We start from the raw sequence: 20,292 nt of genomic DNA, 5'->3' as shown, positions 1-20,292 counted from the left end.
TGAGGCCGTGTTCCACCCTTCTGAAATCCGGACGGTAACCACCGAGGCCGAGCTCCGGGAGATCGTCAAGGAGCCCGCGCAGTCCATCTGGGACAAGGACATCGCCCGGATCGACGGGCACGCCCGCAAGATCATCGCCCACTCCCCGCTGGTGCTGCTGGCGACCGCCGCCCCCGACGGGACGTGCGACGTCTCGCCGCGCGGCGACCCCGCCGGCTCGGTGCTGGTCCTCGACGACCACCGGCTGGTGCTCGCCGACCGGCCGGGCAACCACCGCGCCGACAGCTTCCGCAACGTGCTGCGCAACCCCCACGCCGGGCTGCTCTTCGTCGTCCCCGGGATGAACGAGACGCTGCGGGTGAACGGCCGCGCCACCGTGGTGTCGGAGGCGCCGTTCTTCGACGACCTGGTGCTGCGCGGCAGACGGCCGCGGCTTGCTCTCCTGGTGGAGGTCCAGGAGCTTTACATCCACTGCAGCAAGGCGTTCGTACGGTCGGCGCTCTGGAAGCCCGAGACCTGGCCCGCCCGCGACAGCCTGCCCACCCTCGGTCAGATCGCCAAGGACCACATGAACCTCAAGGACATCTCGGCGGAGAAGATCGACGAGGACCTCGCCCTGGACGCCCGCGTCAACCTGTAGGGGCCGTCAACGCTCACCGGCTGGACGGGCCTGCCGCTGGTCGCGGTGGTTGGCGCGGACGCTGGTGAGCGTGACGGTGAGCAGCACCATGACGATGACGCCGAGCGAGGCGAGCGTCGGGATCTCGGGGACCCACGTCCAGATGCCGTGCGCCCAGTGCAGGACGAGCTTGACGCCGATGAACGCCAGGATGAGCGCGAGCCCGTGGTTGAGGTAGCGGAGCCTGCTGAGCGCGCCCTGCAGTACGAAGTAGAGGGCGCGGAGGCCGAGCAGGGCGAAGGCGTTGGTGGCGAACACCAGGAAGGGGTCCTCGGTGACGCCGTAGACGGCGGGCACCGAGTCGACGGCGAAGACGATGTCGGTGGCGAAGACCGCGACGATGGCCAGCGCCAGCGGGGTCAGCGCGGGCCTGCCGTCCTCCCGGACGACGAGCCGCGAGCCCCGGTAGCCGTCCGTCACGGGCACGAACCGGCGCACCAGCCGGACCGAGCGGAGTGAGGAGACGTCCACGGTGTGCTCCCGGCCGCCGGCGGCGTCCCTGAAGACCTTGCCGGCGGTCACCACGAGGATGGCGCCGAACAGCAGGAACGCCCAGGTGCCGCTCTGCAGGGCGGCGGCGCCGAGCGCGATGAAGACGGCCCGCAGCAGCAGCGCCCCGATGATCCCGTAGAGCAGGACCCGCTGGGCCAGCGCCGCCGGCACCGCGAAGGAGGCCAGCAGCAGCATGAACACGAACAGGTTGTCCACCGACAGCGACTTCTCGACGACGTAGCCGGTGAAGAACTCCACCCCCGGTGTCGGCCCGGCCCAGATCCACAGACCGGCCCCGAACACCAGGGGAAGGGCCAGGTAGAAGACCGACCAGCCGGTGGCCTCGCGCATCCGCACCTCGTGGGGGCGGCGTGTCACGATGAAGTCGAGCACGAGCAGGACGATCAGGCCCGCGACGGTGAACGCCCACAGCCGGGGGGTGGCGATCGTGTCCAGGGCGAGGGCAGGCTGAACGGTCGTGGCGGGCATGAGTCCTCCTCGGACGTCGGTCCGTTCGAGGTCTCCTTCGCCCGCGTCGCACGCGGGCGGCCGCCCGAGGACCCGCCACAGGTCCGTACTGACCGGGATTCGGCGCTTGGGAAGTACTCCCCTCGTTGGCGTCCACGGTAGAGCATCCCGGGGCCGCCCTGTAACCCCTTCCCGCCGCCCGGCCGGCTAACGCAGGATGAGGGTCTTCTCGGCGCGCGGCACGAGCTCGCCGATCACGGGCGCGCCCGGCACCTCCCCCGCGAGCAGCAGCCCGCCGGAGGTCTGCGCGTCGGCGAGCAGCAGCAGCGTCTCCTCGCCGGCCCGGCCGGCGTCGGTGTGCGGGGCGACCCAGCCGAGGTTGCGCCGGGTCCCTCCGGGCACGTAGCCGTCGCGCACCGCCTCGCGGGCTCCGGCCAGGTACGGCACCGCCGCCGTGTCGATCACCGCCGACACCCCGGACGCCCGCGCCAGCTTGTAGAGGTGGCCGAGCAGCCCGAAGCCGGTGACGTCGGTGGCGCAGCGGACGCCCGCGTCGACCGCGGCCCGGCTCGCCTCGGCGTTCAGCCGGGTCATCACCTCGACGGCTTCCTTGAACACCTCGCCGGTGGCCTTGTGCCGGTTGTTGAGCACGCCCAGGCCGAGCGGCTTGGTCAGCGTCAGCGGCAGCCCGGCCGTGCCGCGGTCGTTGCGGAGCAGGCGATCCGGGTCGGCGATGCCGGTGACCGCCAGGCCGTACTTGGGCTCGGGGTCGTTGACGGTGTGCCCGCCCGCCAGGTGGCAGCCGGCCTCGGCCGCGACCGCCGCGCCGCCGCTCAGCACCTGCCGGGCGACCTCGTACGGGAGCACGTCCCGGGGCCAGGAGAGCAGGTTGACGCCGATGAGCGGCCGCCCGCCCATGGCGTACACGTCGGACAGGGCGTTGGCCGCGGCGATCCGCCCCCAGTCGTAGGGGTCGTCCACCACGGGGGTGAAGAAGTCGGCGGTGGCCACCACGGCGGTGCCGTCCTCGATCCGGACCACGGCGGCGTCGTCGCCGGTCTCCAGGCCGACCAGCAGTTCGCCGCCGTACTCGCCCCCGGCGGGGACGCCCAGCCCGGCGAGCACGTCCTCCAGCTCTCCCGGCGGGATCTTGCAGGCGCAGCCGCCGCCCTGCGCGTACTGTGTCAGCCGCATCGCGGTCCCCTTTCGGCTCACATGAAGTTACGGGTGTGCAGCGCGGAGAGCTCGGCCGCCTCGTCAGACGGGAATCCGAGGCGGATGAGGCGGTTCCTGCGCCCCTCGTACATCTCGTTCTGCAGGTGCTGGACGGCGGCGTGACCGCGCGCGATCGCCTGCGGGGACCAGCCGCCGGCGGCCAGCAGCGTCAGGGCGTCGAGGACGTCCTCGTTGATCCCGGCGGTGTCGGCGAGCACGTCGTGGCGTCGCTCGACCGCTGCTCTGAGCCTAGCCCGGAAGGCGGGCTCGCGGCGGGCCTGCTCGGCCAGGTGGGCGACGCCGAACGCCACGTGGCGGGCCTCGTCCTGGTGGGCCAGGGCGGCGATCCGGCGGGTCACCGGGTCCGGCGCGTGCCGGTCGAGGAAGGACAGCAGGTTGAGGAAGCTGCCCTCGCCCAGCACCGAGAGCAGGAACGACGCCAGGGAGAAGTCGGGTTCGGTCAGTAGGGAGGTGAGCGAGGCGCGCCCGCCTACGGAGGACGTCCCGAGCTCGGCGCCGCGCAGGGTGGCGCGGCGGCTGAACACCTCGATGTGCCGGGCCTCGTCGGCGGCCTGCACGGCGAGCAGCTGCATCACCTCGCGGAAGTGGGGGTGGACCCGGGCCAGCAGCCGGGCGGGGACGACCAGCGCGGCCTGCTCGTTCTCCACCAGGTAGGTCATCACCTGGACGACGGCGGACTCCACCTCCGGGGGGAGCGTGAAGTCGGTTTTCCAGTCGATCGCCGTGGCCGGGTCCCACTGCTTGGCCGCGGCCTGCGCGTACAGGCCGGGGGCCAGGTCGGCCCAGACGGCCTCCTTGCGGTCGAGGTCGAACGGGGCCGGGATGCCGCCGGGCTCGATCAGGGCGCCCCGGGCGGCCAGGCCCCAGTGCGCCGGGGCGCGGTCCACCACGCTTGACGGGGCCGCCCCGCCGGCCCGTTCCGCCCCGGCCCAGCGGTCGCGGCCGGAGTCGCCGGGTGAGATCCAGGCACGCACCGGGCCGGGCTCCGCCGGGCAGGACATCCGGTGGCCCTCCCGGCGGCACCAGGCGCCGAGGTGCACGACGAGGGCGTCGTCGGTGCCGGTGACAGCGAGCCGGCCGCCGGACGGGAGCCGCGCCAGCTCCCTGCGCAGGATGACGCGGGCGCCCTGGTCGAACCGGAGATCTTCGAGATCGACGGCCCGTCCGGTCACGGGCGGTAGTCCGCGGCGGTGATCCGGCCGAACGCGTCGTAGAAGCCGCCCGCGTCGACCGCCGCTTCCAGCGCCTCGTAGCCGATGGTGCGCCCCGGCGCCCAGGACCGCAGCCCTTCCAGGTCGAGGAGGGGACGGACCTCGGGGTCGGCGTACGACATGCCCGTCAGCAGCCGCCCGAACTCGCCGATCAGATCGGCGGGGGCGGCGCCGGTGACGGTCATGTTGCAGTGGTCGTAGGGCTCGGTGACGGCGAGGACGCGGGTGGAGCCGGCGGGCAGGGTGCCCTCCTGGCCGAAGAGCAGATGGCTGGCGTCGATCATGCAGGCCGCGTCCACCTCGCCGGCGAGCAGCGCCCGCGCGGCGTCGCGCTCCCCTCCGATGTGGTCGCCGTGCAGGCCCACCCCCACCTCGAAGCGCCTGACCTCGAACTCGACGTCCTGCTCGCGCAGGTGGTGCAGCGGCAGCAAGGTGGCCTGCGGGGAGTCGACCGCCCCCGCGCCGACGACCCTGCCCTTGAGGTCGGCGACCGCGGTGACGGGCGAGTCGGCCCGGACCACCACCACCGAGCGCAGGTCGCGGTCGGTGTCGCGCATGACCAGCGGATACACCGACCCGCCGGAGGCGGCGGCCAGCCGGCGGGCGCGCACCCAGGCCAGCGGCGAGTTCCAGGCGGCGTGGATCCGCCCGGCCACCAGGTCCTCGGCCTGCCGCTCGTAGTTGGAGTAGAGCAGGAAGTCGAACGGCAGGCCGTTCCGCACCAGCCAGTCGCGGAACCCCGACCAGATCGTCACCACTTTGGGGTCGTAGGCGACCGCGCCCATCAGCAGCGTCATGCGGCGTCTCCGTCGAGCAGCGGCAGGCCGAAGGCGAGCCGGCCGGTGAAGTCATGCAGCGCCTCGGTGGTGGGCGCCATCACCCGGGCCGCGAGCGAGTCGCGGAAGTGCCGTTCGACGGCGCCGCCCCGGCGCAGCGCCGAGCCCCCGCACAGGCGCATGACCTCGTCGGCGACCTCGACCGCGGCCTCCGCGGCGACGGCCTTGACCTGCAGCACGCGCATCGTCGCGTCCTCGCGGCCGGCCTCCAGCGCGGCCAGCGTGTCGTCCAGGAAGACCCGGACCTGGTCGCGGCGGGCGGCGACGCGGGCGAACGCCGACCGGGTGGCCGGCCGGTCGGCGAGCCGCTGGCCGAGGTGCTCCAGCCGCGACCCGGTCAGGTGGGCGTGCGCTCCGCCGACGAGGGCGTCCATGACGCCGAGCGAGAACGCCGCGTTGAGGACGAGGAACGCCGGCAGCGCCGTGGCCAGCGCGATGTCGAGCCCGGCCCCGTCCTGGCCGAGCATGGCCTGCGGCCGTACGCCCTCCGCGGTCATCGGGCTGGAGGCGTTGCCGCGCAGCCCCACCCCGTCGAAGGGACCGGCGACCGACAGCCCTCCGGCGTCCTTCGGCACCAGCCAGAGCGTCATGGGCCCGGAGGCGGCGAGCGGGCGGCTCGACCAGACGTAGCCGTCGGCCTCCCCGGCCGAGGTGACGAAGCTCTTGCGGGCGTCGAGCCGGACCTCGCCGTCGCGGCCGGCCGCGGTGCTCAGCGGAGCCCAGAAGTGGCTGCGCGACCCGGTCTCGGAGAACGCGAGCGTGGCCAGGTAGCGGCCCTCGGCGATGGCCTCGCGGACCTCGGCGGGGCCGTGGGCCTCGATCACCGCGGCGGACGCGTAGTGCATGAGCACGACCATCGCGGTGGAGCCGCACACCCCGGCCAGCGCGGTGACGACCTCGGCGGCGTCGCGCAGGCCCCGGCCCGCGCCGCTGGTCAGGCCGAGCAGCCCCGCTTTGCCCAGCGCCTCGATCCCGGCGCGGGGAAAGGTCCCGGACCGGTCGGTCCCGGCGGCGGCCGGGGCGATCACGTCGGCGATCACGGCCGCCAGATCCGGGGTCATGACTTGTCGCCGGTCGCGCTTATGGAAAACAGCAGCATGGAACTTCCTCCGGGGAGGGCGGCTGATGAGTGGAATCGCGGATTGCCCTGGCGGAATACCGGGCCGACGACCGGAACGTATCAAACACGATGGTGGTGATCAAGGACGACATTCCGTACGAGTCAATGCGTCCGTAAAGAGAAGCGGAGGCGGACGGGAATCGAACCCGCCGCGCCGAGAAACTCGGCGCCACCGGTTTTGAAGACCGGGAGGGCCACCAGGCACCTGTTCGCCTCCGATGATCACCTTAGCCGCACGGGGCCGCCCGGCGTATCGGATCAGGCGCGCCGGACGACCTGCCGCAGGGAGTCGTCCTGACGGCGGGTGCGGCCCAGCCGGTCGAGGTGTTCCAGCAGGGGGATCACCACGCGGCGGGTGGAGCGCAGCGCCTGACGCGCCTGGGCGGCGGTGAAGGGCTGTGGCAGGCCCGCGAGGATCTCGGCGGCGTCCTCCAGGGCGCCGGGCCGCAGGACGACGCCGGGCGCGAGCCGGACCAGCAGGCCCGCCGCCTCGGCGGCGGCCAGGTCGCGGCTCCGGAGCCCCAGCGCTTCCAGGCGCTCGGCCGTGGGGGCGGCGAAGGGCTCTTGTTCCAGGTCGCGCCTGAGCGCGGCGACCCGGCGGGCGGTCTCCGGAGGGAGGGCGGGGGCCGCCATGGTGAGCCTGCCGCGGGCGTGGCGGAGCCGGGTCTGGGCCGCCAGGGCGGCGACGAGCGCGCGGTCGGGCAGGCCGAGCGCCTGACGGACCGTCTCCGCCGGAAGCCCGGGGTCCTGGGGATGCGCGGCGGCGTGCGCGGTGAGCGTCTTCATGAGCCGGTCCTTCAGCGCGGACCAGTGGTCGGGGTCGACCAGCCACTCCCCCGCCCGCACCGCCTTCTCCGGTGGCCGGGCGCCCATCGCGACCAGGTCCGTGTGCCGGATCAGGCCGCGGCGGCGCAGCTCCGCGGCCCCGTCCGGGGTGGCGTCCATGCCGCGCAGTTCCTCCGCGCGCTGCCTGGCCGCGCCCCGGCGTCCCAATCGCGGCGGGCGGACGTCGAGGACGTCGGCTCCCCAGATCCGGCGGCTGCCCGGGTCGCGCAGCAGCGCGCGGTCGCCGACGCGGAGCGGCAGTCCTTCGGCCAGGGTGATGCGGGCGTGGCGGTCGTCCAGGCGTCTGACCTGGGCGGGTACGGCGGCGGCTCCGATGTGCCAGGTCATGGTGCGCGGGATCCGGTCCGGCGGGGCGGCGGGGCTCGCGCCGGGCGGGCGCAGGCGGACGTCCGCCGTGACGGTGGTCAGCCAGCAGCCGGGTGTGACCAGCGCGGCGCCGCGCCGGAGCCCGGCGGTGTCGCCCCGGACGTTGAGCGCGACCCGCGCCGGGCCTGTGACCTGGTCGCGGGGGGTCTGGAGGCTGTGCAGGCCCCGGATGCGGACCGTGCCCTCGGGAACCTGGAGGGTGTCGCCCACGCTGATCGTCCCGGCGCCCAGCGTCCCGGTGACCACTGTTCCGCGGCCTTCGACGGTGAACACCCGGTCGGCCCAGATCCGTACGTCGTCCTGATCGCCGGAGCCGGGCAGTGCGGCGGCGAGGCGGGACAGCGCGGCGCGGAGCGGTTCGATGCCGTCGCCGGTGACGGCGCTGACCGCGAGCGCGGGCGCGCCTTCGAGGCCGGTCCCGGCCACCTTCTCGGCGGCCTCGGCCAGTGCGGGGGCGGGGTCCGCCAGGTCGGAGCGGGTGACGACCAGCAGGCCGTGGCGGATGCCCAAGGCGTCGACGATGTCGAGGTGTTCCTGGGTCTGCACCTGCCAGCCCTCGTCGGCGGCGACGACGAGGAGGACCGCCGGGACCGGGCCGACCCCGGCGAGCATGTTGGTGATGAAGCGTTCGTGGCCGGGCACGTCGACGAAGGCCAGGTCGCCGCTCCAGACGAAGCCGAGGTCGATGGTGAGCCCCCGGCGGCGCTCCTCCTCCCACCGGTCGGGCTCCATGCCGGTGAGCGCCCGCAGCAGCGTGGACTTGCCGTGGTCGACGTGGCCGGCGGTGGCGATCACCCGCATGCGGCGACCACCGCGGTGAACAGGTCGTCGTCGTGCCGCTCGGGCAGCGCTCTGAGGTCCAGCAGGCACCGTCCGTGCTCCACCCGGCCCAGCACCGGCGGGGCGCCGGTGCGCAGCGGCTCGGCGAGTGAGGCGTCGAGGGCGACGGCGGCGCTGGGCAGTTCGACGCCGGGGGCGCTGCCGCCGCCGACGGTGGCGGTGCTCGGCACGGCCTCGGCGGCGACCCGGGCCGTGACGAGCCGGTCGGCCAGCGCCCGGGCGCGGCGCAGCAGCCGTTCGGGGTTCGCGTGCAGGGCGGCGGCGACGGGGGTTTCCCGAACGGTGAGGGTGGCCTCCAGCGCGGCGAGGGTGAGCTTGTCGACGCGGAGCGCCCGGGCCATCGGGTGGCGGCGCAGCCGTTCCACCAGGTCCGCCCGGCCCAGCAGCAGGCCGCACTGCGGGCCGCCGAGCAGCTTGTCGCCGCTGGCGGTGACCAGGTCGGCGCCCTGTCTCAGCCAGGTCTCCGCGTCGGGTTCGTCGGGCAGCAGGGGTTCCGGCCGCAGCAGGCCGGAGCCGGCGTCGGCCACGAGCGGCACGCCCGCCTCCTGGCAGATCACGGCGAGTTCGGCGATGCCGGGGGTGCTGGTGAAGCCCTCGATCCGGAAGTTCGACGGGTGGACCTTGAGCACGAAACCGGTGCCGGGGCCGATCGCGTCGGTGTAGTCGCGCACGTTCGTCCGGTTGGTGGTGCCGACCTCCCGCAGCCGCGCCCCGGTAGAGACCAGCAGGTCCGGCAGGCGGAAGCCGTCGCCGATCTCGACCAGCTCGCCGCGGCTGATGACGATCTCCTTTCCTGCGGCGAGGGCGGTGGCGGCCAGGACGAGCGCCGCGGCGTTGTTGTTGACCACGTGGACGGCTCCGGCGGCGGGCACGGCGGCGGCCAGCGCGGCGAGCGCCGCCCGGCCGCGCCGTCCCCGCCGCCCGGTGGACAGGTCCAGCTCGACGTCGGTGGTGCCCGCGGCGGCCGTGAGCGCCCGTACGGCGGCGTCCGCCAGCGGCGCCCGGCCCAGGTTCGTGTGGAGCAGGACGCCGGTGGCGTTGAGCACCGGGCGCGGGCCCGGGCCGGGCAGCGCGGCCAGCGCCGCCTCCGGCACCTCCTCGGGGCGGATGACTCGCTCCCTGGCCAGGTGCTGCGCCTGGTGAACGGCTGATTTCACGTGCGGGCGCCCGAGTCGCGTGAGCGCCTCGGCGAACCTCGGGTCGGAAAGGAGTGTGTCCGTACGAGGAATGAGGCGGCGGGAGTCGGCCATGATTCCGGATTATGGCATGCGAGGGGATAAATCCCGGTCATACCGAGATTGTCGATACTTCATGTCGACCGGCGTTGTTAAGGGGCGTGTCAGGGCGAGCAGGTTATTCTGCAAGGAAAGTCAGTCGGCCGCGGGCGGTCGCCGCCGCCAGAGAGCGAACGCGATGACCACCAGCGCCCCGGCCGCCGCCACGGCGCCGGTCAGCGCCCCCGGCGGAAGCTGGCGGATCAGGACGAAAGCCCCCATCGCCAGGACGAACCAGCCGAACGCCTTGCGCAGGCGGTCGGCGTCGAGGCGGCCCGCCAGCGCGCCCCCGATGAGCCCGCCCGCCACGGCCGCCGCGGTCACCGGCAGCGCCAGGGACCAGTCGACGGGCGTGGCGTGCAGGTACCCGGCCAGCCCGGCCAGGGACTTCAGGGCGATGACGACCAGCGAGGTGCCCACCGCCACGCCCATCGGCAGGCCGCCGAGCAGCACCAGCGCGGGCACCACCAGGAACCCGCCGCCCGCGCCGACGAGCCCGGTCACCAGGCCCACCCCGGCGCCTTCGGCGATCACGCGCAGGACCGGCAGGTCCCCCGCGACCGGCTCGGCTCGGGGCACGCGGCGGTCGCGGATCATGGCGGCCGCGGTGGCGAGCATCATCGCGGCGAAGGCCGACATGAGCAGCGCCTCCGGCAGGTGCGGGCCGATGAGCCCGCCGCCGTAGGCGCCCGCCATGCCCGCGGCGCCGAAGACCAGGCCGGTGCGCCACCGGATGCGGCCGGCCCTGGCGTGGCCGACCGCGCTGACGGCGCTGGTGACGGCCACGACGAACAGCGACATGGCGATGGCCTGCCTGGCCGGGACCCCGGCCAGGTAGACCAGCACCGGGACGGTGAGGATGGACCCTCCGCCCCCGAAGAGGCCCAGAGTCACCCCGACCAGGACGGCGGCGGCGAGGGTCAGCACGATCACACTTACCCCCGGGGGTATCCAGTGGACACAGAAAAGGTCATGCCGCACCCCCGCGCAGGCGGGCGATGGCCGTCTCCACGTCCGCGCCGCCGGACCGGTTGTACGGCAGCTTGGCCAGCAGCATGCCCATCGCGCAGGTGTCGGTCAGCGCGGCGACCGTGAGGCCCGCGCCAACGAGACCGGCGACGACCACGGCGGGCGGGACCCACAGGCTCGCCACCACCGAGCCGAGGACGAGGCTCCCGGCGACGAGCCGGACCTGCCGCTCCAGCGGCCAGCGCACCCGGCCGCGCTCACAGTGGCCCCCGGAGGCGATCCAGGCGTTCATGCCGCCGTCGAGCACCGCGACGTCGTCCAGCCCGGCGTCGCTCAGCGCCCGCCGGGCCCGCTCCGCGCGCTGGCCGGACTGGCAGATGAGCAGCATGCGGCCGCCGGCGTCGGTGACAATGCGCCGCAGGTGGGCGTCGAGCTGGTCGAGGGGCAGGTTGATGGCGCCGCTGATGTGGGCGGACTCGAACTCGGCCGGGGTGCGGACGTCCACGACGAGGACGCCGGGGCTGGCGTTGATCAGTTCGCGCGCGGTTGCGGCGTCGATACGAGACACGTACTTGATCTCCTGGTCTTGCTCTGTCGGACGGAAAGGTTCAGGCGGCGGTGTGCCGCTCGACGGCGGCGGCCACCTCGGCCACGCCCGCGCCGGTCAGCACGAGCGGCCGGTAACCGCGCCCGGCGAGGAAGCCGGCGGCGATGGCCGCACGGCGGCCGGAGGCGCAGGCGACGAGCACGGGCCGCTCGGGGTCGAGCTCGCCGGGGACGCCCCGGGTGAACAGGTCGGGCAGGAAGCGCTCCACCGCGCCCGGCAGCCGGACCCGCTCCCGCTCGCTCGGCATCCGGACGTCCAGCAGCTGCGCGCCCGGCTGGGCGAGCCGCTTGACGAAGCCGTCGAGATCGGCCAGCTCGTAGGTCTGGGTGGCGTCCCGGCCCAGGTCGCGGACGACGCCCCGCACGGTGTCGATGCCGATCTGGGCGAGCTGGGTGACGGCTTCGGTCACGTCCTGGTCGGGCTCGGCGACCAGGGTGATCGGCTCGGCGTAGGGCAGCAGCCAGCCGGCCCAGCTGCCGAAGTCGTCGCGCAGCTCGATGCCGACCGAGCCGGGCAGCATGCCCCGGGCCTGCGCCTGGCGCGGACGCAGGTCCACGACGTGCGAGCCCTCGGGCACCGCGTCGAGCTCGGGGACCCGCACGGACGGCATGGGCGGGACGCCGAGCGTGTTGGCCGGGCCCATGTGCCGGTAGAAGGCGGGGATGGGCGCGGGGGCTTCGAGCAGGGTGTCGGCGAACTCCTCCGGGTCGTCGATGGCCAGCATCGGGTTGCCCGCGCGCTCGGCCGCGATGGAGGAGGTCAGCCGGCCGGCGCCGGTGGCCGAGCAGAACGAGCCCTCGCCGTGGGTCGGGTAGAGCCCGACTTCGGGGGGCAGCGCGGCCAGGCGGCGCAGCGAGAGGTGCTGCAGGCGGGCCAGGGAGCGGGCGCGCTCGGGGCCGAGCAGGTCGGGGCGGCCCGCCGAGCCGACGAGCAGGCTGCCGCCGGAGAAGAGCGCCGCCGGCTCGCCGTCGATCAGCACCAGGTAGCTGGTGTGCTCGGGGGTGTGGCCGGGCGTGTGGATGGGCCGCAGGGTCAGGCCGGCGCCGCCCTCGATGTCCTCCAGGTGGAAGGCGGGGGTGTGCCGGTAGGCGGGCGCGGCGGCGGCCGGCAGCACCAGCTCCGCGCCGGTGCGCAGCGCGGCCTGCTCGCCGCCGGAGACGTAGTCGTTGTGGAGGTGGGTCTCCAGGACGAACCGCAGCTCGACGTCGCGTTCGGCGGCGGCGTCCAGGAAGCGGCCGAGGTCGCGCTGGGGGTCGACGAGGACGCCCCTCCCCTCGTACGTGAGCAGATAGGTCTGGTCGCCCAGGCCGGGCGTGCGGAACGAGATGATCTCCATCGTTCATCCACTCCTTTGATACCCCGTGGGGTATGTATCGGTCAAAATTGTGCGGCCACGGGGCGCCCGCGGCCGCGGTTTCTCAGGCCAGCGCCAGGAAGAGCTTCTCCAGCTCCGCCACGCTCATCGGCGGCTGGTCGCCACGGTTCTGCGCGTCCTGGCAGTGCCGCAGCCCCGTCGCGACGATCTTGAAGCCGGCCCGGTCGAGCGCTTTGGACACGGCGGCGAGCTGGGTGAGCACCTTCGTGCAGTCCTCACCCGCCTCGATCATCGAGATCACCCCGGCCAGCTGGCCATGCGCCCGCTTCAACCGGGTCAGCGCGTCGCCGACCAGGGATTCGTTCAGCTCCATGGCCTCATGGTACCCCCGGGGGTACCCGGAAAGGCAAATGAGGCCCTGTCACGGGCGCCGGGCACGGGTGCCGAGGTCGCGCAGCGCGGCGCCCAGCCGGTCGACGTCGTCGGCGGAGGTGAACAGGGCGGGGGTGACCCGGACGGCGTCGCCGCCGCTCATGCCGCTGCGGGCGACGGTGAAGATACGGTGCCGGGTCATGAGTTCCTCGGCGATGGCGAGGTTGTCGGCCTTGGAGACGCGTCCGGGCATCCGGAACGCGGTGATGCCTCCGTACATGCCGGGCTCGTCCGGAGTGAGGACCCGCACGCCGAGCTCGTGCGCCCGCCGCACCCAGCGGTCGCGCAGGAACCTCAGGCGGGCCTGCTTGACCGGCGCGCCCAGCTGCTCGTGGAAGTCCAGGGCGGCGTCCACGGTCAGGAAGGGGGCGACGTCCATCGTGCCCGAGTGCACCCGTGAGCGGATGTCGGAAGCCGGGTAGGTCTCGTCGGCGTACAGGAGGTCGATGTCGTCCAGCCGCCCCTCGCGGATGTAGAGGAACCCGGCGCCCAGCGGCACGCCCATCCACTTGTGCAGCGAGAACACCCCGAAGTCGGCGCCCAGGTCGCCGATGGTGAAGTCGAGCTGGCCCCAGGAGTGGGCCGCGTCCACGATCACGTCCACGCCGCGCTCACGCGCCATGGCGACGATCTGCCGCACCGGGGTGACCAGTCCGGTGCGGTTGTTCATGTGGCTGAGCAGGAGCAGCCGCACCTTCGGGTACCGGCGCAGGGCCCGCTCGTAGGTGTCGAGCACCGCCTGGCGGGTGGCGGGCTCGGGCATGACGATGCGCTCGACGGTGACACCGCGCCTGGCCGGCAGCCAGTTCATGACGTACTGCCCGCTGTGGTAGTCGAGGTCGGCGTACATGACGGCGTCGCCGGGGCGCAGGCGGCGGTAGCCGGCGATCAGGTTCTGCAGGGCCTCGGTGCCGCCGCGGGTGAGCGCGATCTCGTCCCTCGTCGCGCCCAGCACGGCCGCGATCCGGTCGCGGACCTCGTCGGCGCGCGGCTTGTACTCCGTCCGCAGCAGGTGGGAGCTGCGCTCGTTGAGCAGGTCGACGTTGCGGTGGTACGCCCGCCGGACCGGCTCCGGCATGATCCCGTAGTAGCCGTTCTCCAGGTTCACGAAGTCCGGGCTCACCCGGAACTGGCGGGCGACGGCCGCCCAGAAGCGCTCGTCGCGGGCGAGCCGCTCGGGGGCGACGCCGGCCGGCACGGTCAGGGTCTCCGCCGCGTACGAGGCACCGGAAGGGCGTGCCACGACGCCGGCCGCCGCGGCGGCGAATATCCGTCGTCTCGACAGGACCATGAAAAACTCCAATGAATATCAGCGGGAATTGGCGGGGCGCGAGATACGCCGCGCCGCCCAGTCTGGCGGAAACTTTTGCGCACCGGGCGAACCCCCGCCTTCGTGTCGCGGGACGAAAATCCGGCGCACGCCGTAAAACGACGGGAGCTTTATCGGAAACTGGGCGCGCGCGGGCACTATCTCCGGTGATGTCAGCGACCCGGATCACCCGTTCGCGCCGCCCGGCCCCGACTGGGGCCGGGCGGCTGGTGTCGCACGCGCTGCTCGCGATCATCTCGCTGATCGTCGCGGTCTTCGCGCACGGCGGCGCCTGCGTCACCCTGGAGATGGCGGAGCAGGCCAGCCGGCTCACCCACCTCACCGAGACCTCTCAGGAGCACGTCAGCGCAGGTCAACACGGTGAGCACTGCTGGCATCACCAGTTGCCCGACGGTCACAGGCACGGCACCGAGCAGGACGACTCGGCCGTCGGCCCGGCCGCACCGCCGACGGCCGGCACCCTGCCGGTGAGCGTCGCCGTGCCGCCTCCCGCCGCCGAAGGCACCACCGCCCCGGTGACCGCGGAACGCCACCCCGCGCCCCATCGGGAAGAACTCTGCGTGTTGCGCATATAGCACGCACGGCCGCCGCCAGTCGCCAACCGTTCACCTTATTCACGGCCGGGCCGTGTTCATTTCCGGAGATTCCCATCATGTCATCGCAAGCTGTTTTCGCGCGCCCTGAAAAGGCGCCGTTCCGCAGATTCTCCACGCTTTCGCTCTCGGTCGGCAATACGCCGCTGACTTTCCTCTCCGACCCGTTCGTGCCGGGCGGCGGAGGATTCTGGGCCAAACTCGAAGGCTTCAACCCGGGCGGCATCAAGGACCGTCCCGCGCTGCACATGCTCCGCCAGGCGCGGGCGCGCGGAGACCTCAAACCGGGCGCGACCGTCATCGAGTCGACCAGCGGCACCCTCGGGCTCGGCCTGGCGCTGGCCGGCATCGTCTTCGGCCATCCGGTCGCGCTCGTGACCGACCCCGGCATGGAGCCGCTGATGTGCCGGCTGCTCGCCTCGTACGGGGTGCGCCTGGAGACCGTCACCGAGCCCTCCCCCGTCGGCGGATGGCAGCAGGCCCGCCGCGACCGGGTACGGCACCTGCTCGGCGAGAGCCCCGGCGCCTACTGTCCCGACCAGTACAACAACCCCGACAACGTGGACGCCTACCCCGGGCTCGCCCACGAACTGCTGAACCAGCTGCCCCAGATCGACACCCTGGTGTGCTCGGTCGGCACCGGCGGGCACAGCGCTGGCATCTCCGGCGTGCTGCGCCGCCACTTCCCCGGCCTGCGCCTCGTCGGCGTCGACACCGTAGGCTCGACGATCTTCGGCCAGCCCGCCAGGCCGCGGCTGATGCGCGGGCTCGGCTCCAGCATCCACCCGCGCAACGTCGACCACGACGCCTTCGACGAGATCCACTGGGTCGCCCCCGCCGAAGCGGTCTGGGCCTGCCGCACCCTGGCCGCCCTGCACTACGTGTCCGGCGGCTGGAGCACCGGCGCCGTCGCCCTGGTGGCCCGGTGGCTGGCCCGCACCCAGCCCGGCCGGACCATCGTCGCGATCTTCCCCGACGGGCCGTGGCGGTACTGGGACAGCGTCTACGACGACGAGTACTGCCTGGCCCACGGCCTGCTCGGCGCCGTCCCGGCCGACGAGCCGGACCTGCTGCGGGTCCCGGACGAGCGGGAAGTCCACCGCTGGACGCGCTGCCCCGGCGTGCGCGCCCCGCTGGCGGCCGGGCTATGAGGCGCACGCTGGCCGAGTTCCGCTCCTTCGACCGGCCCATCCAGCTCCTGCAGCTCAACCAGGCGGGCATCAACCTCGGCTTCTACATGCTCATGCCCTACCTGGCCCAGCACCTGTCGACCGGCGCCGGCCTGGCCGCCTGGACGATCGGGCTCGTCCTGGGCCTGCGGAACCTGAGCCAGCAGGGCCTGTTCCTGATCGGCGGCACCCTGGCCGACCGACTCGGCCACAAGCCGCTCATCATGCTGGGGTGCGCGCTCCGCACAGTCGGGTTCGCCCTGTTCGGACTGACCACCTCGCTGCCGTGGCTCATCGTGGCAGCAGCCGTGACCGGCTTCGCCGGGGCGCTGTTCAACCCGGCCGCCCGCGCCTACCTCGCCTGCGAGGCGGGTGAGCGCAAGGTGGCGGCGTTCGCCGTGTTCAACGTGTTCTACCAGGGCGGCATCCTGCTCGGCCCGCTGGTCGGCATCGCCCTGCTGAACGCCGGGTTCACCGCCGTGTGCCTGTGCGCCGCGGGGATCTTCGCGGTGCTGACCGTCCTGCAGGGCCTCTGGCTGCCTTCCCGCCGCGCGCCCGTCGCGGAACGTCGGCCCATCCTGAGCGACTGGCGGCGGGCCTTCGGCGACCGGGCCTTCATCTCCTTCGCCGCGGCGATGATCGCCTCCTATGCGCTGTCGTACCAGATGTATCTGGCGCTGCCGCTGGAGGTGGAGCGGGTCGGCGGCGGCGAGAGCGGCGTGATGGCGCTGTACGCGCTGTCGGCGCTGCTCGGCATCGCCGGGCAGGTACGGGTGACCGCCTGGTGCGCGGCCCGGTGGAGCCGCGGACGGGCGATCAGCCGGGGCCTGGCCCTCATGGGGATCGCGTTCCTGCCCCCGGCCCTGGCGGCGGGACACCTGCCGCCCGGGTGGGCGCTGCTGCCACTGGTGGCGTGCACGCTGCTGCTCACCCTCGGCACGCTGGCCGCCTTCCCGTTCGAGATGGCCACCATCGCCGACATGGCGGGAGAGCGGCTGATCGGCACCTACTACGGCGTCTACAACCTGCTGTCCGGCGTCGGAATCCTGGCCGGGAACCTGCTGGCCGGGGCCCTGGTCGACGCGGGCCGCGCCACCGGCGCGGCGGGCCTGCCGTGGGCGCTGCTGGCCGCCGCCGGGCTGATCTCCGCGGCGGCGGTCAGCCGGCTGGACCGGCGGCAGCGGCTGCCCGCCGCCGGCCAGGTCGCCACCGCCTGATCGACTCGCCGGCGGTTCCGGTAGCATCGGCGGCATGTCCGGTGCTTCGAGCGCGGCCTGCTGTGCCGCGGTGACCAGGGCGCTCCGCTAGCGGCGGGGCGTTCGTTCTCACTGTCTCCTGAACGTCCTGTCGCTTCGTAGTCCGACCGGAGCGGCACATTCGTGCTGCCCGGAAACCTCTTCTGGGCAACGGAGCACTCGATGCTTTCAGGTATTTCCGCTGTGCGCTCGTCCTCGGGGCGGCGCGCGTGGCTCGTGCTGTGCGGCATGGCCACGCTGCAGTTCTTCATCGCGGTCGACGTGACCGTGGTCAACGTCGCGCTGCCCTCGATCGGCGCCCGTTTCGGCGTCGGCGGGCATGCGCTGGCCTGGGTCGTGGTGGGCTACACGATCACCGGGGGCGGGCTGCTGATGCTCGGCGGCCGGCTGGGTGACGTGTTCGGCAGGCGGCGCGTTCTCCTGATCGGCACGGCGCTGTTCGGGGGCGCGTCTCTGCTGGCCGGGCTCGCGCCGTCCTTTCCCTTGCTGGTGGCGGCCCGGCTGCTGCAGGGCGCCGGGGAGGCGATCGCGCTGCCGGCGGCGATGGCGGTGATCGTGCTCATGTTCCCCGAGGGGCCGCGCAGGTCGCGGGCGCTGAGCGTGTGGGCGGCCGTCGCGAGCTGCGGGCTCGTCCTCGGGTTCGTGGTGTCGGGGATCATCACCGAGTTGCTCGGCTGGCGGTGGATCTTCCTGGTGTCCGTGCCGTTCATCCTGGTGGTGCTCGTCGCGGTGGTCGTCCTCGTGCCGGGCGAGCGGTCCGCCGGGCGGGCTCCGCTGGATGTTCCCGGTGCGTTCCTGCTGACGGTGGCTCCGCTGCTGTTCGCCTTCGGGGTCGTCGAGGCGGGGAGCGGGGAGGGTGCGTCTTGGCTGCCGGCGGTGGCGCTGGGCGGGGCGGTGGGCGCCGGGGTGCTGTTCGCCGTGGTCGAGCGGCGGGCGCGGAGGCCGCTGGTGCCGGCGCGGTTCTTCCGCAACCGGGCGCGCGTCCTGGCGAACCTGGCCACCGCTCTGCTGAGCGCGGCGCTGTCCACCTCGTTCCTGCTGTTCACGTACTACTTGCAGGATCGGCTGGGCGCCGGTCCGCTGCAGGCGGGGCTGACGATGCTGCCGCTGGCGGTGTGCCTGATCGGGGCGTCGGTGCTGGTGCCCCGGCTGCTGGGGCGGTGGGGTGCCCGGGTGTGTGTTCTGGCGGGGCTGGGCTTCACGGTGCTGGCGATGGTGGTCATCGCGGCGGTCGCCCGGCTCGGGGCGGCCGGGGTGGCGATGGTTCCGGCCATGATGCTCGTCGCCGCCGGGATGGGGTTCGGGATCGTCGGGCTGCAGTACGTGGCGGTGACCGGGGTGACCGAGGACGACGCGGGTATCGCCTCCGGGGTTCAGCGCGCCGCCGACCAGCTGGGCGGCTCTGCCGGGGTCACCCTGTACGTGGGGGTCGGGTTCGCTCCGGCCCTGGGCGGCGGTGATCCGTTTCTCGTCAGCAGTCTTCTGGCGGTCGCCGGGCTCGCCGTGGCCGGGGTCGTCGCCTGGCGGATCTCCGTGCCCGCCGCGGTGACGCCGGAGTAGCTCGTACGGTCACGGAAGGAGGGAAAGCTCCGCGAGCCGGGCCGCTGAGCGGACGAGGGACGCGACCGCGAGGGAGCGGCTGCTCGGCGGCCAGGCGATCACGGTGGTGACTTCCGGCGCGTCGACGACCGGGACCGCGACGTGTTCGGGCCACTGCCAGGCGCGGCTGGAGGCGGGGATGACGAGGAGCGTCCTGCCCAGGGCGACGAGCTGGGCGAGCTGCGACTGGGAGCGCACCTCGGGGCCGGGGCCGTCCGGGTAGGTGCCGTCGAGGCGGGGCCAGCGGGCGATCGGCAGGTCCGGCACGTGGGTCACGTCCGCCATCGTGAGATGGGGGCGGGAGGCGAGCGGGTGCCCGGCGGGGAGGATCGCGACCTGGCCCTCGGCGAGGAGGTCTTCGGTGTCGAAGCCGGCGAGGTCGTCGAACGGGCGGTGCATGAGCGCCACGTCGGCCTGCCCGCCGCGGAGCAGGCCCGCCTGTTCGCCGATCTCGCACAGCAGGACCTCGACCGGCGGCGCGCCGGGTTCGCTCGCGTGCGTGTCGAGGAGGCGGCGCAGCAGTTCGTGGGAGGCCCCGGCCTTGGTCGCGAGCACCAGGGGCCGCTCCGGGTGTCCGGCGCGGCGGGTGCGGAGGGCGGCGGCCGCGACCGCGTCGAGGGCCGTTCCGGCCTCGCGGAGGAGCACCGCGCCGGCGTGGGTGAGCGCCACGCCGCGACGGTCCCGGTCGAACAGCTCGACGCCGAGGCGGCGTTCCAGCTTGCGGATGGCGCGTGAGAGCGGCGGCTGCGCGATCCCGAGCCGTTCCGCGGCGCGCCCGAAGTGGAGCTCCTCGGCGACGGCGACGAAGTAGCGCAGCTCGCGGGTCTCGAGATCGTCCACGCGACCAGCGTAACTCCGCCTGATACCCGGCGAGTATCACAGGGGACCCGGCCGGTCTTGGACGGTGGCTGTACGGGTCGCCGAGCATGAATCACGTGAACGACTCGAAAATCGCGCTGGTCACCGGCGCCAACAAGGGAATCGGTCTCGCCATCGCCCAGGGTCTCGGAGCGGCCGGATTCACGGTCGCGGTGGGCGCCCGCGACGACGTCAAGCGCGAGAAGGCCGTCGCACGGCTGCAGGAGGCGGGCGCCGACGCGTACGGGGTCGCCCTCGACGTCACCTCCGCCGACAGCGCCGCCGCCGCGGCGGCGGAGATCGAGCGGAGGTCGGGGCGGCTGGACGTGCTCGTCAACAACGCGGGCATCTCCGGGCCGACCGCCGGCGGCGTGCAGGATCCGACGACGCTCGACCTCGACGTGGTGCGCGCCGTCCTCGACACGAACGTGTTCGGGGTCGTCCGGGTCACGAACGCGATGCTCCCGCTGCTGGGCCGCGCGCGCTCGCCGCGCATCGTCAACGTGTCGAGCAACATGGGCTCCCTGACGCTGCGGACCGGCCCGGTCATGGCCGCGTACGCGCCGTCGAAGACCATGCTCAACAGCATCACGGTCCAGTACGCCCGCCGGTTCGCCGACACCGACATCATCGTGAACGCCTGCTGCCCCGGCTACGTGGCGACCGACTTCACCGGTTTCGCCGGGTCGCGGACGCCCGAGCAGGGTGCGGCGATCGCCATCCGGCTCGCCACCCTGCCGGACGACGGGCCGCGCGGCGGCTTCTTCGACGACGAGGGGGTGGTCCCCTGGTGACA

The 20,292-nt window shown here is 73.5% G+C and carries 19 protein-coding genes and 1 tRNA gene; 6 read left to right on the top strand and 14 right to left on the bottom strand.

The window, feature by feature from the left end; translation table 11 throughout:
- The first annotated feature begins 7 nt into the window (after positions 1–7).
- The gene (locus tag AB0J42_RS24555; protein WP_364298180.1) at positions 8–640 is read left to right on the top strand and encodes an MSMEG_1061 family FMN-dependent PPOX-type flavoprotein; all 633 of its coding nucleotides are present in this window, start codon (positions 8–10) and stop codon (positions 638–640) included.
- A 6-nt stretch (positions 641–646) separates the two neighbouring features.
- Here the strand turns inward: AB0J42_RS24555 and AB0J42_RS24550 are convergent, their stop codons facing one another.
- The 13 genes from AB0J42_RS24550 to AB0J42_RS24490 all read right to left on the bottom strand — a co-directional run bounded on the left by AB0J42_RS24550 (position 647) and on the right by AB0J42_RS24490 (position 13,982).
- Positions 647–1,660 (bottom strand): TerC/Alx family metal homeostasis membrane protein, encoded by a 1,014-nt coding sequence (locus AB0J42_RS24550; protein ID WP_364298178.1) that lies wholly within the window; start codon positions 1,658–1,660, stop codon positions 647–649.
- A 186-nt stretch (positions 1,661–1,846) separates the two neighbouring features.
- Positions 1,847–2,833, bottom strand: a complete 987-nt coding sequence (selD, locus tag AB0J42_RS24545; RefSeq protein ID WP_364298176.1) for a selenide, water dikinase SelD — start codon at positions 2,831–2,833, stop codon at positions 1,847–1,849.
- Between the two features lie 17 nt (positions 2,834–2,850).
- The gene (locus AB0J42_RS24540) at positions 2,851–4,047 is read right to left on the bottom strand and encodes a hypothetical protein (protein WP_364298174.1); all 1,197 of its coding nucleotides are present in this window, start codon (positions 4,045–4,047) and stop codon (positions 2,851–2,853) included.
- Complete coding sequence (locus tag AB0J42_RS24535; protein WP_364298172.1) at positions 4,044–4,883, bottom strand: PhnD/SsuA/transferrin family substrate-binding protein; 840 nt, start codon at positions 4,881–4,883, stop codon at positions 4,044–4,046. Before AB0J42_RS24535 ends, AB0J42_RS24540 begins: the two co-directional genes overlap by 4 nt.
- Positions 4,880–5,983, bottom strand: a complete 1,104-nt coding sequence (locus AB0J42_RS24530) for an acyl-CoA dehydrogenase family protein (protein WP_364298170.1) — start codon at positions 5,981–5,983, stop codon at positions 4,880–4,882. The genes AB0J42_RS24535 and AB0J42_RS24530 overlap by 4 nt, the downstream gene beginning before the upstream one ends.
- Before the next feature lie 182 nt (positions 5,984–6,165).
- Positions 6,166–6,259, bottom strand: a tRNA-Sec gene (locus tag AB0J42_RS24525).
- 41 nt (positions 6,260–6,300) lie between these two features.
- Positions 6,301–8,055: a SelB C-terminal domain-containing protein gene (locus AB0J42_RS24520; RefSeq protein WP_364298168.1), complete on the bottom strand. Its 1,755-nt coding sequence runs from the start codon at positions 8,053–8,055 to the stop codon at positions 6,301–6,303.
- Entirely contained in the window at positions 8,046–9,344 is a 1,299-nt protein-coding gene (selA, locus tag AB0J42_RS24515; RefSeq protein WP_364298166.1) for an L-seryl-tRNA(Sec) selenium transferase, read from the bottom strand. Before selA ends, AB0J42_RS24520 begins: the two co-directional genes overlap by 10 nt.
- Before the next feature lie 120 nt (positions 9,345–9,464).
- The gene (locus AB0J42_RS24510; RefSeq protein ID WP_364298164.1) at positions 9,465–10,301 is read right to left on the bottom strand and encodes a sulfite exporter TauE/SafE family protein; all 837 of its coding nucleotides are present in this window, start codon (positions 10,299–10,301) and stop codon (positions 9,465–9,467) included.
- A 37-nt stretch (positions 10,302–10,338) separates the two neighbouring features.
- Positions 10,339–10,905 (bottom strand): rhodanese-like domain-containing protein, encoded by a 567-nt coding sequence (locus AB0J42_RS24505; RefSeq protein ID WP_364298162.1) that lies wholly within the window; start codon positions 10,903–10,905, stop codon positions 10,339–10,341.
- A gap of 40 nt (positions 10,906–10,945) precedes the next feature.
- A complete protein-coding gene (locus AB0J42_RS24500; RefSeq protein ID WP_364298160.1) occupies positions 10,946–12,280 on the bottom strand; it encodes an MBL fold metallo-hydrolase in 1,335 nt (444 codons plus the stop codon).
- Positions 12,281–12,362: 82 nt separating this feature from the next.
- Entirely contained in the window at positions 12,363–12,632 is a 270-nt protein-coding gene (locus AB0J42_RS24495) for a metal-sensitive transcriptional regulator (protein WP_364298158.1), read from the bottom strand.
- 48 nt (positions 12,633–12,680) lie between these two features.
- Positions 12,681–13,982 (bottom strand): aminotransferase class V-fold PLP-dependent enzyme, encoded by a 1,302-nt coding sequence (locus tag AB0J42_RS24490; protein ID WP_364298156.1) that lies wholly within the window; start codon positions 13,980–13,982, stop codon positions 12,681–12,683.
- A 188-nt stretch (positions 13,983–14,170) separates the two neighbouring features.
- On the opposite strand from AB0J42_RS24490, the gene AB0J42_RS24485 reads away from it, so the two are divergent.
- The 4 genes from AB0J42_RS24485 to AB0J42_RS24470 all read left to right on the top strand — a co-directional run bounded on the left by AB0J42_RS24485 (position 14,171) and on the right by AB0J42_RS24470 (position 18,599).
- Positions 14,171–14,596 carry a hypothetical protein gene (locus tag AB0J42_RS24485; RefSeq protein ID WP_364298154.1) on the top strand — a complete coding sequence of 142 codons (426 nt, stop codon included), beginning with the start codon at positions 14,171–14,173 and terminating at the stop codon, positions 14,594–14,596.
- 77 nt (positions 14,597–14,673) lie between these two features.
- The gene (locus AB0J42_RS24480; protein WP_364298152.1) at positions 14,674–15,765 is read left to right on the top strand and encodes a PLP-dependent cysteine synthase family protein; all 1,092 of its coding nucleotides are present in this window, start codon (positions 14,674–14,676) and stop codon (positions 15,763–15,765) included.
- Entirely contained in the window at positions 15,762–17,000 is a 1,239-nt protein-coding gene (locus tag AB0J42_RS24475) for an MFS transporter (protein WP_364298150.1), read from the top strand. Before AB0J42_RS24480 ends, AB0J42_RS24475 begins: the two co-directional genes overlap by 4 nt.
- A gap of 201 nt (positions 17,001–17,201) precedes the next feature.
- Positions 17,202–18,599 carry an MFS transporter gene (locus tag AB0J42_RS24470; protein ID WP_364298148.1) on the top strand — a complete coding sequence of 466 codons (1,398 nt, stop codon included), beginning with the start codon at positions 17,202–17,204 and terminating at the stop codon, positions 18,597–18,599.
- 9 nt (positions 18,600–18,608) lie between these two features.
- Here AB0J42_RS24470 and AB0J42_RS24465 read toward each other — a convergent pair whose 3' ends face one another.
- Positions 18,609–19,478: a LysR family transcriptional regulator gene (locus tag AB0J42_RS24465; protein WP_364298146.1), complete on the bottom strand. Its 870-nt coding sequence runs from the start codon at positions 19,476–19,478 to the stop codon at positions 18,609–18,611.
- Positions 19,479–19,564: 86 nt separating this feature from the next.
- Between AB0J42_RS24465 and AB0J42_RS24460 the strand changes: the two genes are divergently transcribed.
- Complete coding sequence (locus AB0J42_RS24460; RefSeq protein ID WP_364298144.1) at positions 19,565–20,290, top strand: SDR family oxidoreductase; 726 nt, start codon at positions 19,565–19,567, stop codon at positions 20,288–20,290.
- Positions 20,291–20,292 lie beyond the last annotated feature (2 nt).

Source organism: Nonomuraea sp. NPDC049649 (assembly GCF_040675175.1).
Taxonomy (GTDB): domain Bacteria; phylum Actinomycetota; class Actinomycetes; order Streptosporangiales; family Streptosporangiaceae; genus Nonomuraea.
This window is presented reverse-complemented; position numbering and strand designations above follow the sequence as displayed.

Coding starts and splice junctions, on each gene's coding strand:
- AB0J42_RS24550 (WP_364298178.1), bottom strand. CDS start 1,660: ATGCCCGCCACGACCGTTCAGCCTGCCCTCGCCCTGGACACGATCGCC.
- AB0J42_RS24520 (WP_364298168.1), bottom strand. CDS start 8,055: ATGCGGGTGATCGCCACCGCCGGCCACGTCGACCACGGCAAGTCCACG.
- AB0J42_RS24500 (WP_364298160.1), bottom strand. CDS start 12,280: ATGGAGATCATCTCGTTCCGCACGCCCGGCCTGGGCGACCAGACCTAT.
- AB0J42_RS24470 (WP_364298148.1), top strand. CDS start 17,202: ATGCTTTCAGGTATTTCCGCTGTGCGCTCGTCCTCGGGGCGGCGCGCG.
- selD (WP_364298176.1), bottom strand. CDS start 2,833: ATGCGGCTGACACAGTACGCGCAGGGCGGCGGCTGCGCCTGCAAGATC.
- selA (WP_364298166.1), bottom strand. CDS start 9,344: ATGGCCGACTCCCGCCGCCTCATTCCTCGTACGGACACACTCCTTTCC.
- AB0J42_RS24490 (WP_364298156.1), bottom strand. CDS start 13,982: ATGGTCCTGTCGAGACGACGGATATTCGCCGCCGCGGCGGCCGGCGTC.
- AB0J42_RS24475 (WP_364298150.1), top strand. CDS start 15,762: ATGAGGCGCACGCTGGCCGAGTTCCGCTCCTTCGACCGGCCCATCCAG.
- AB0J42_RS24530 (WP_364298170.1), bottom strand. CDS start 5,983: ATGACCCCGGATCTGGCGGCCGTGATCGCCGACGTGATCGCCCCGGCC.
- AB0J42_RS24480 (WP_364298152.1), top strand. CDS start 14,674: ATGTCATCGCAAGCTGTTTTCGCGCGCCCTGAAAAGGCGCCGTTCCGC.
- AB0J42_RS24460 (WP_364298144.1), top strand. CDS start 19,565: ATGAATCACGTGAACGACTCGAAAATCGCGCTGGTCACCGGCGCCAAC.
- AB0J42_RS24485 (WP_364298154.1), top strand. CDS start 14,171: ATGTCAGCGACCCGGATCACCCGTTCGCGCCGCCCGGCCCCGACTGGG.
- AB0J42_RS24535 (WP_364298172.1), bottom strand. CDS start 4,883: ATGACGCTGCTGATGGGCGCGGTCGCCTACGACCCCAAAGTGGTGACG.
- AB0J42_RS24495 (WP_364298158.1), bottom strand. CDS start 12,632: ATGGAGCTGAACGAATCCCTGGTCGGCGACGCGCTGACCCGGTTGAAG.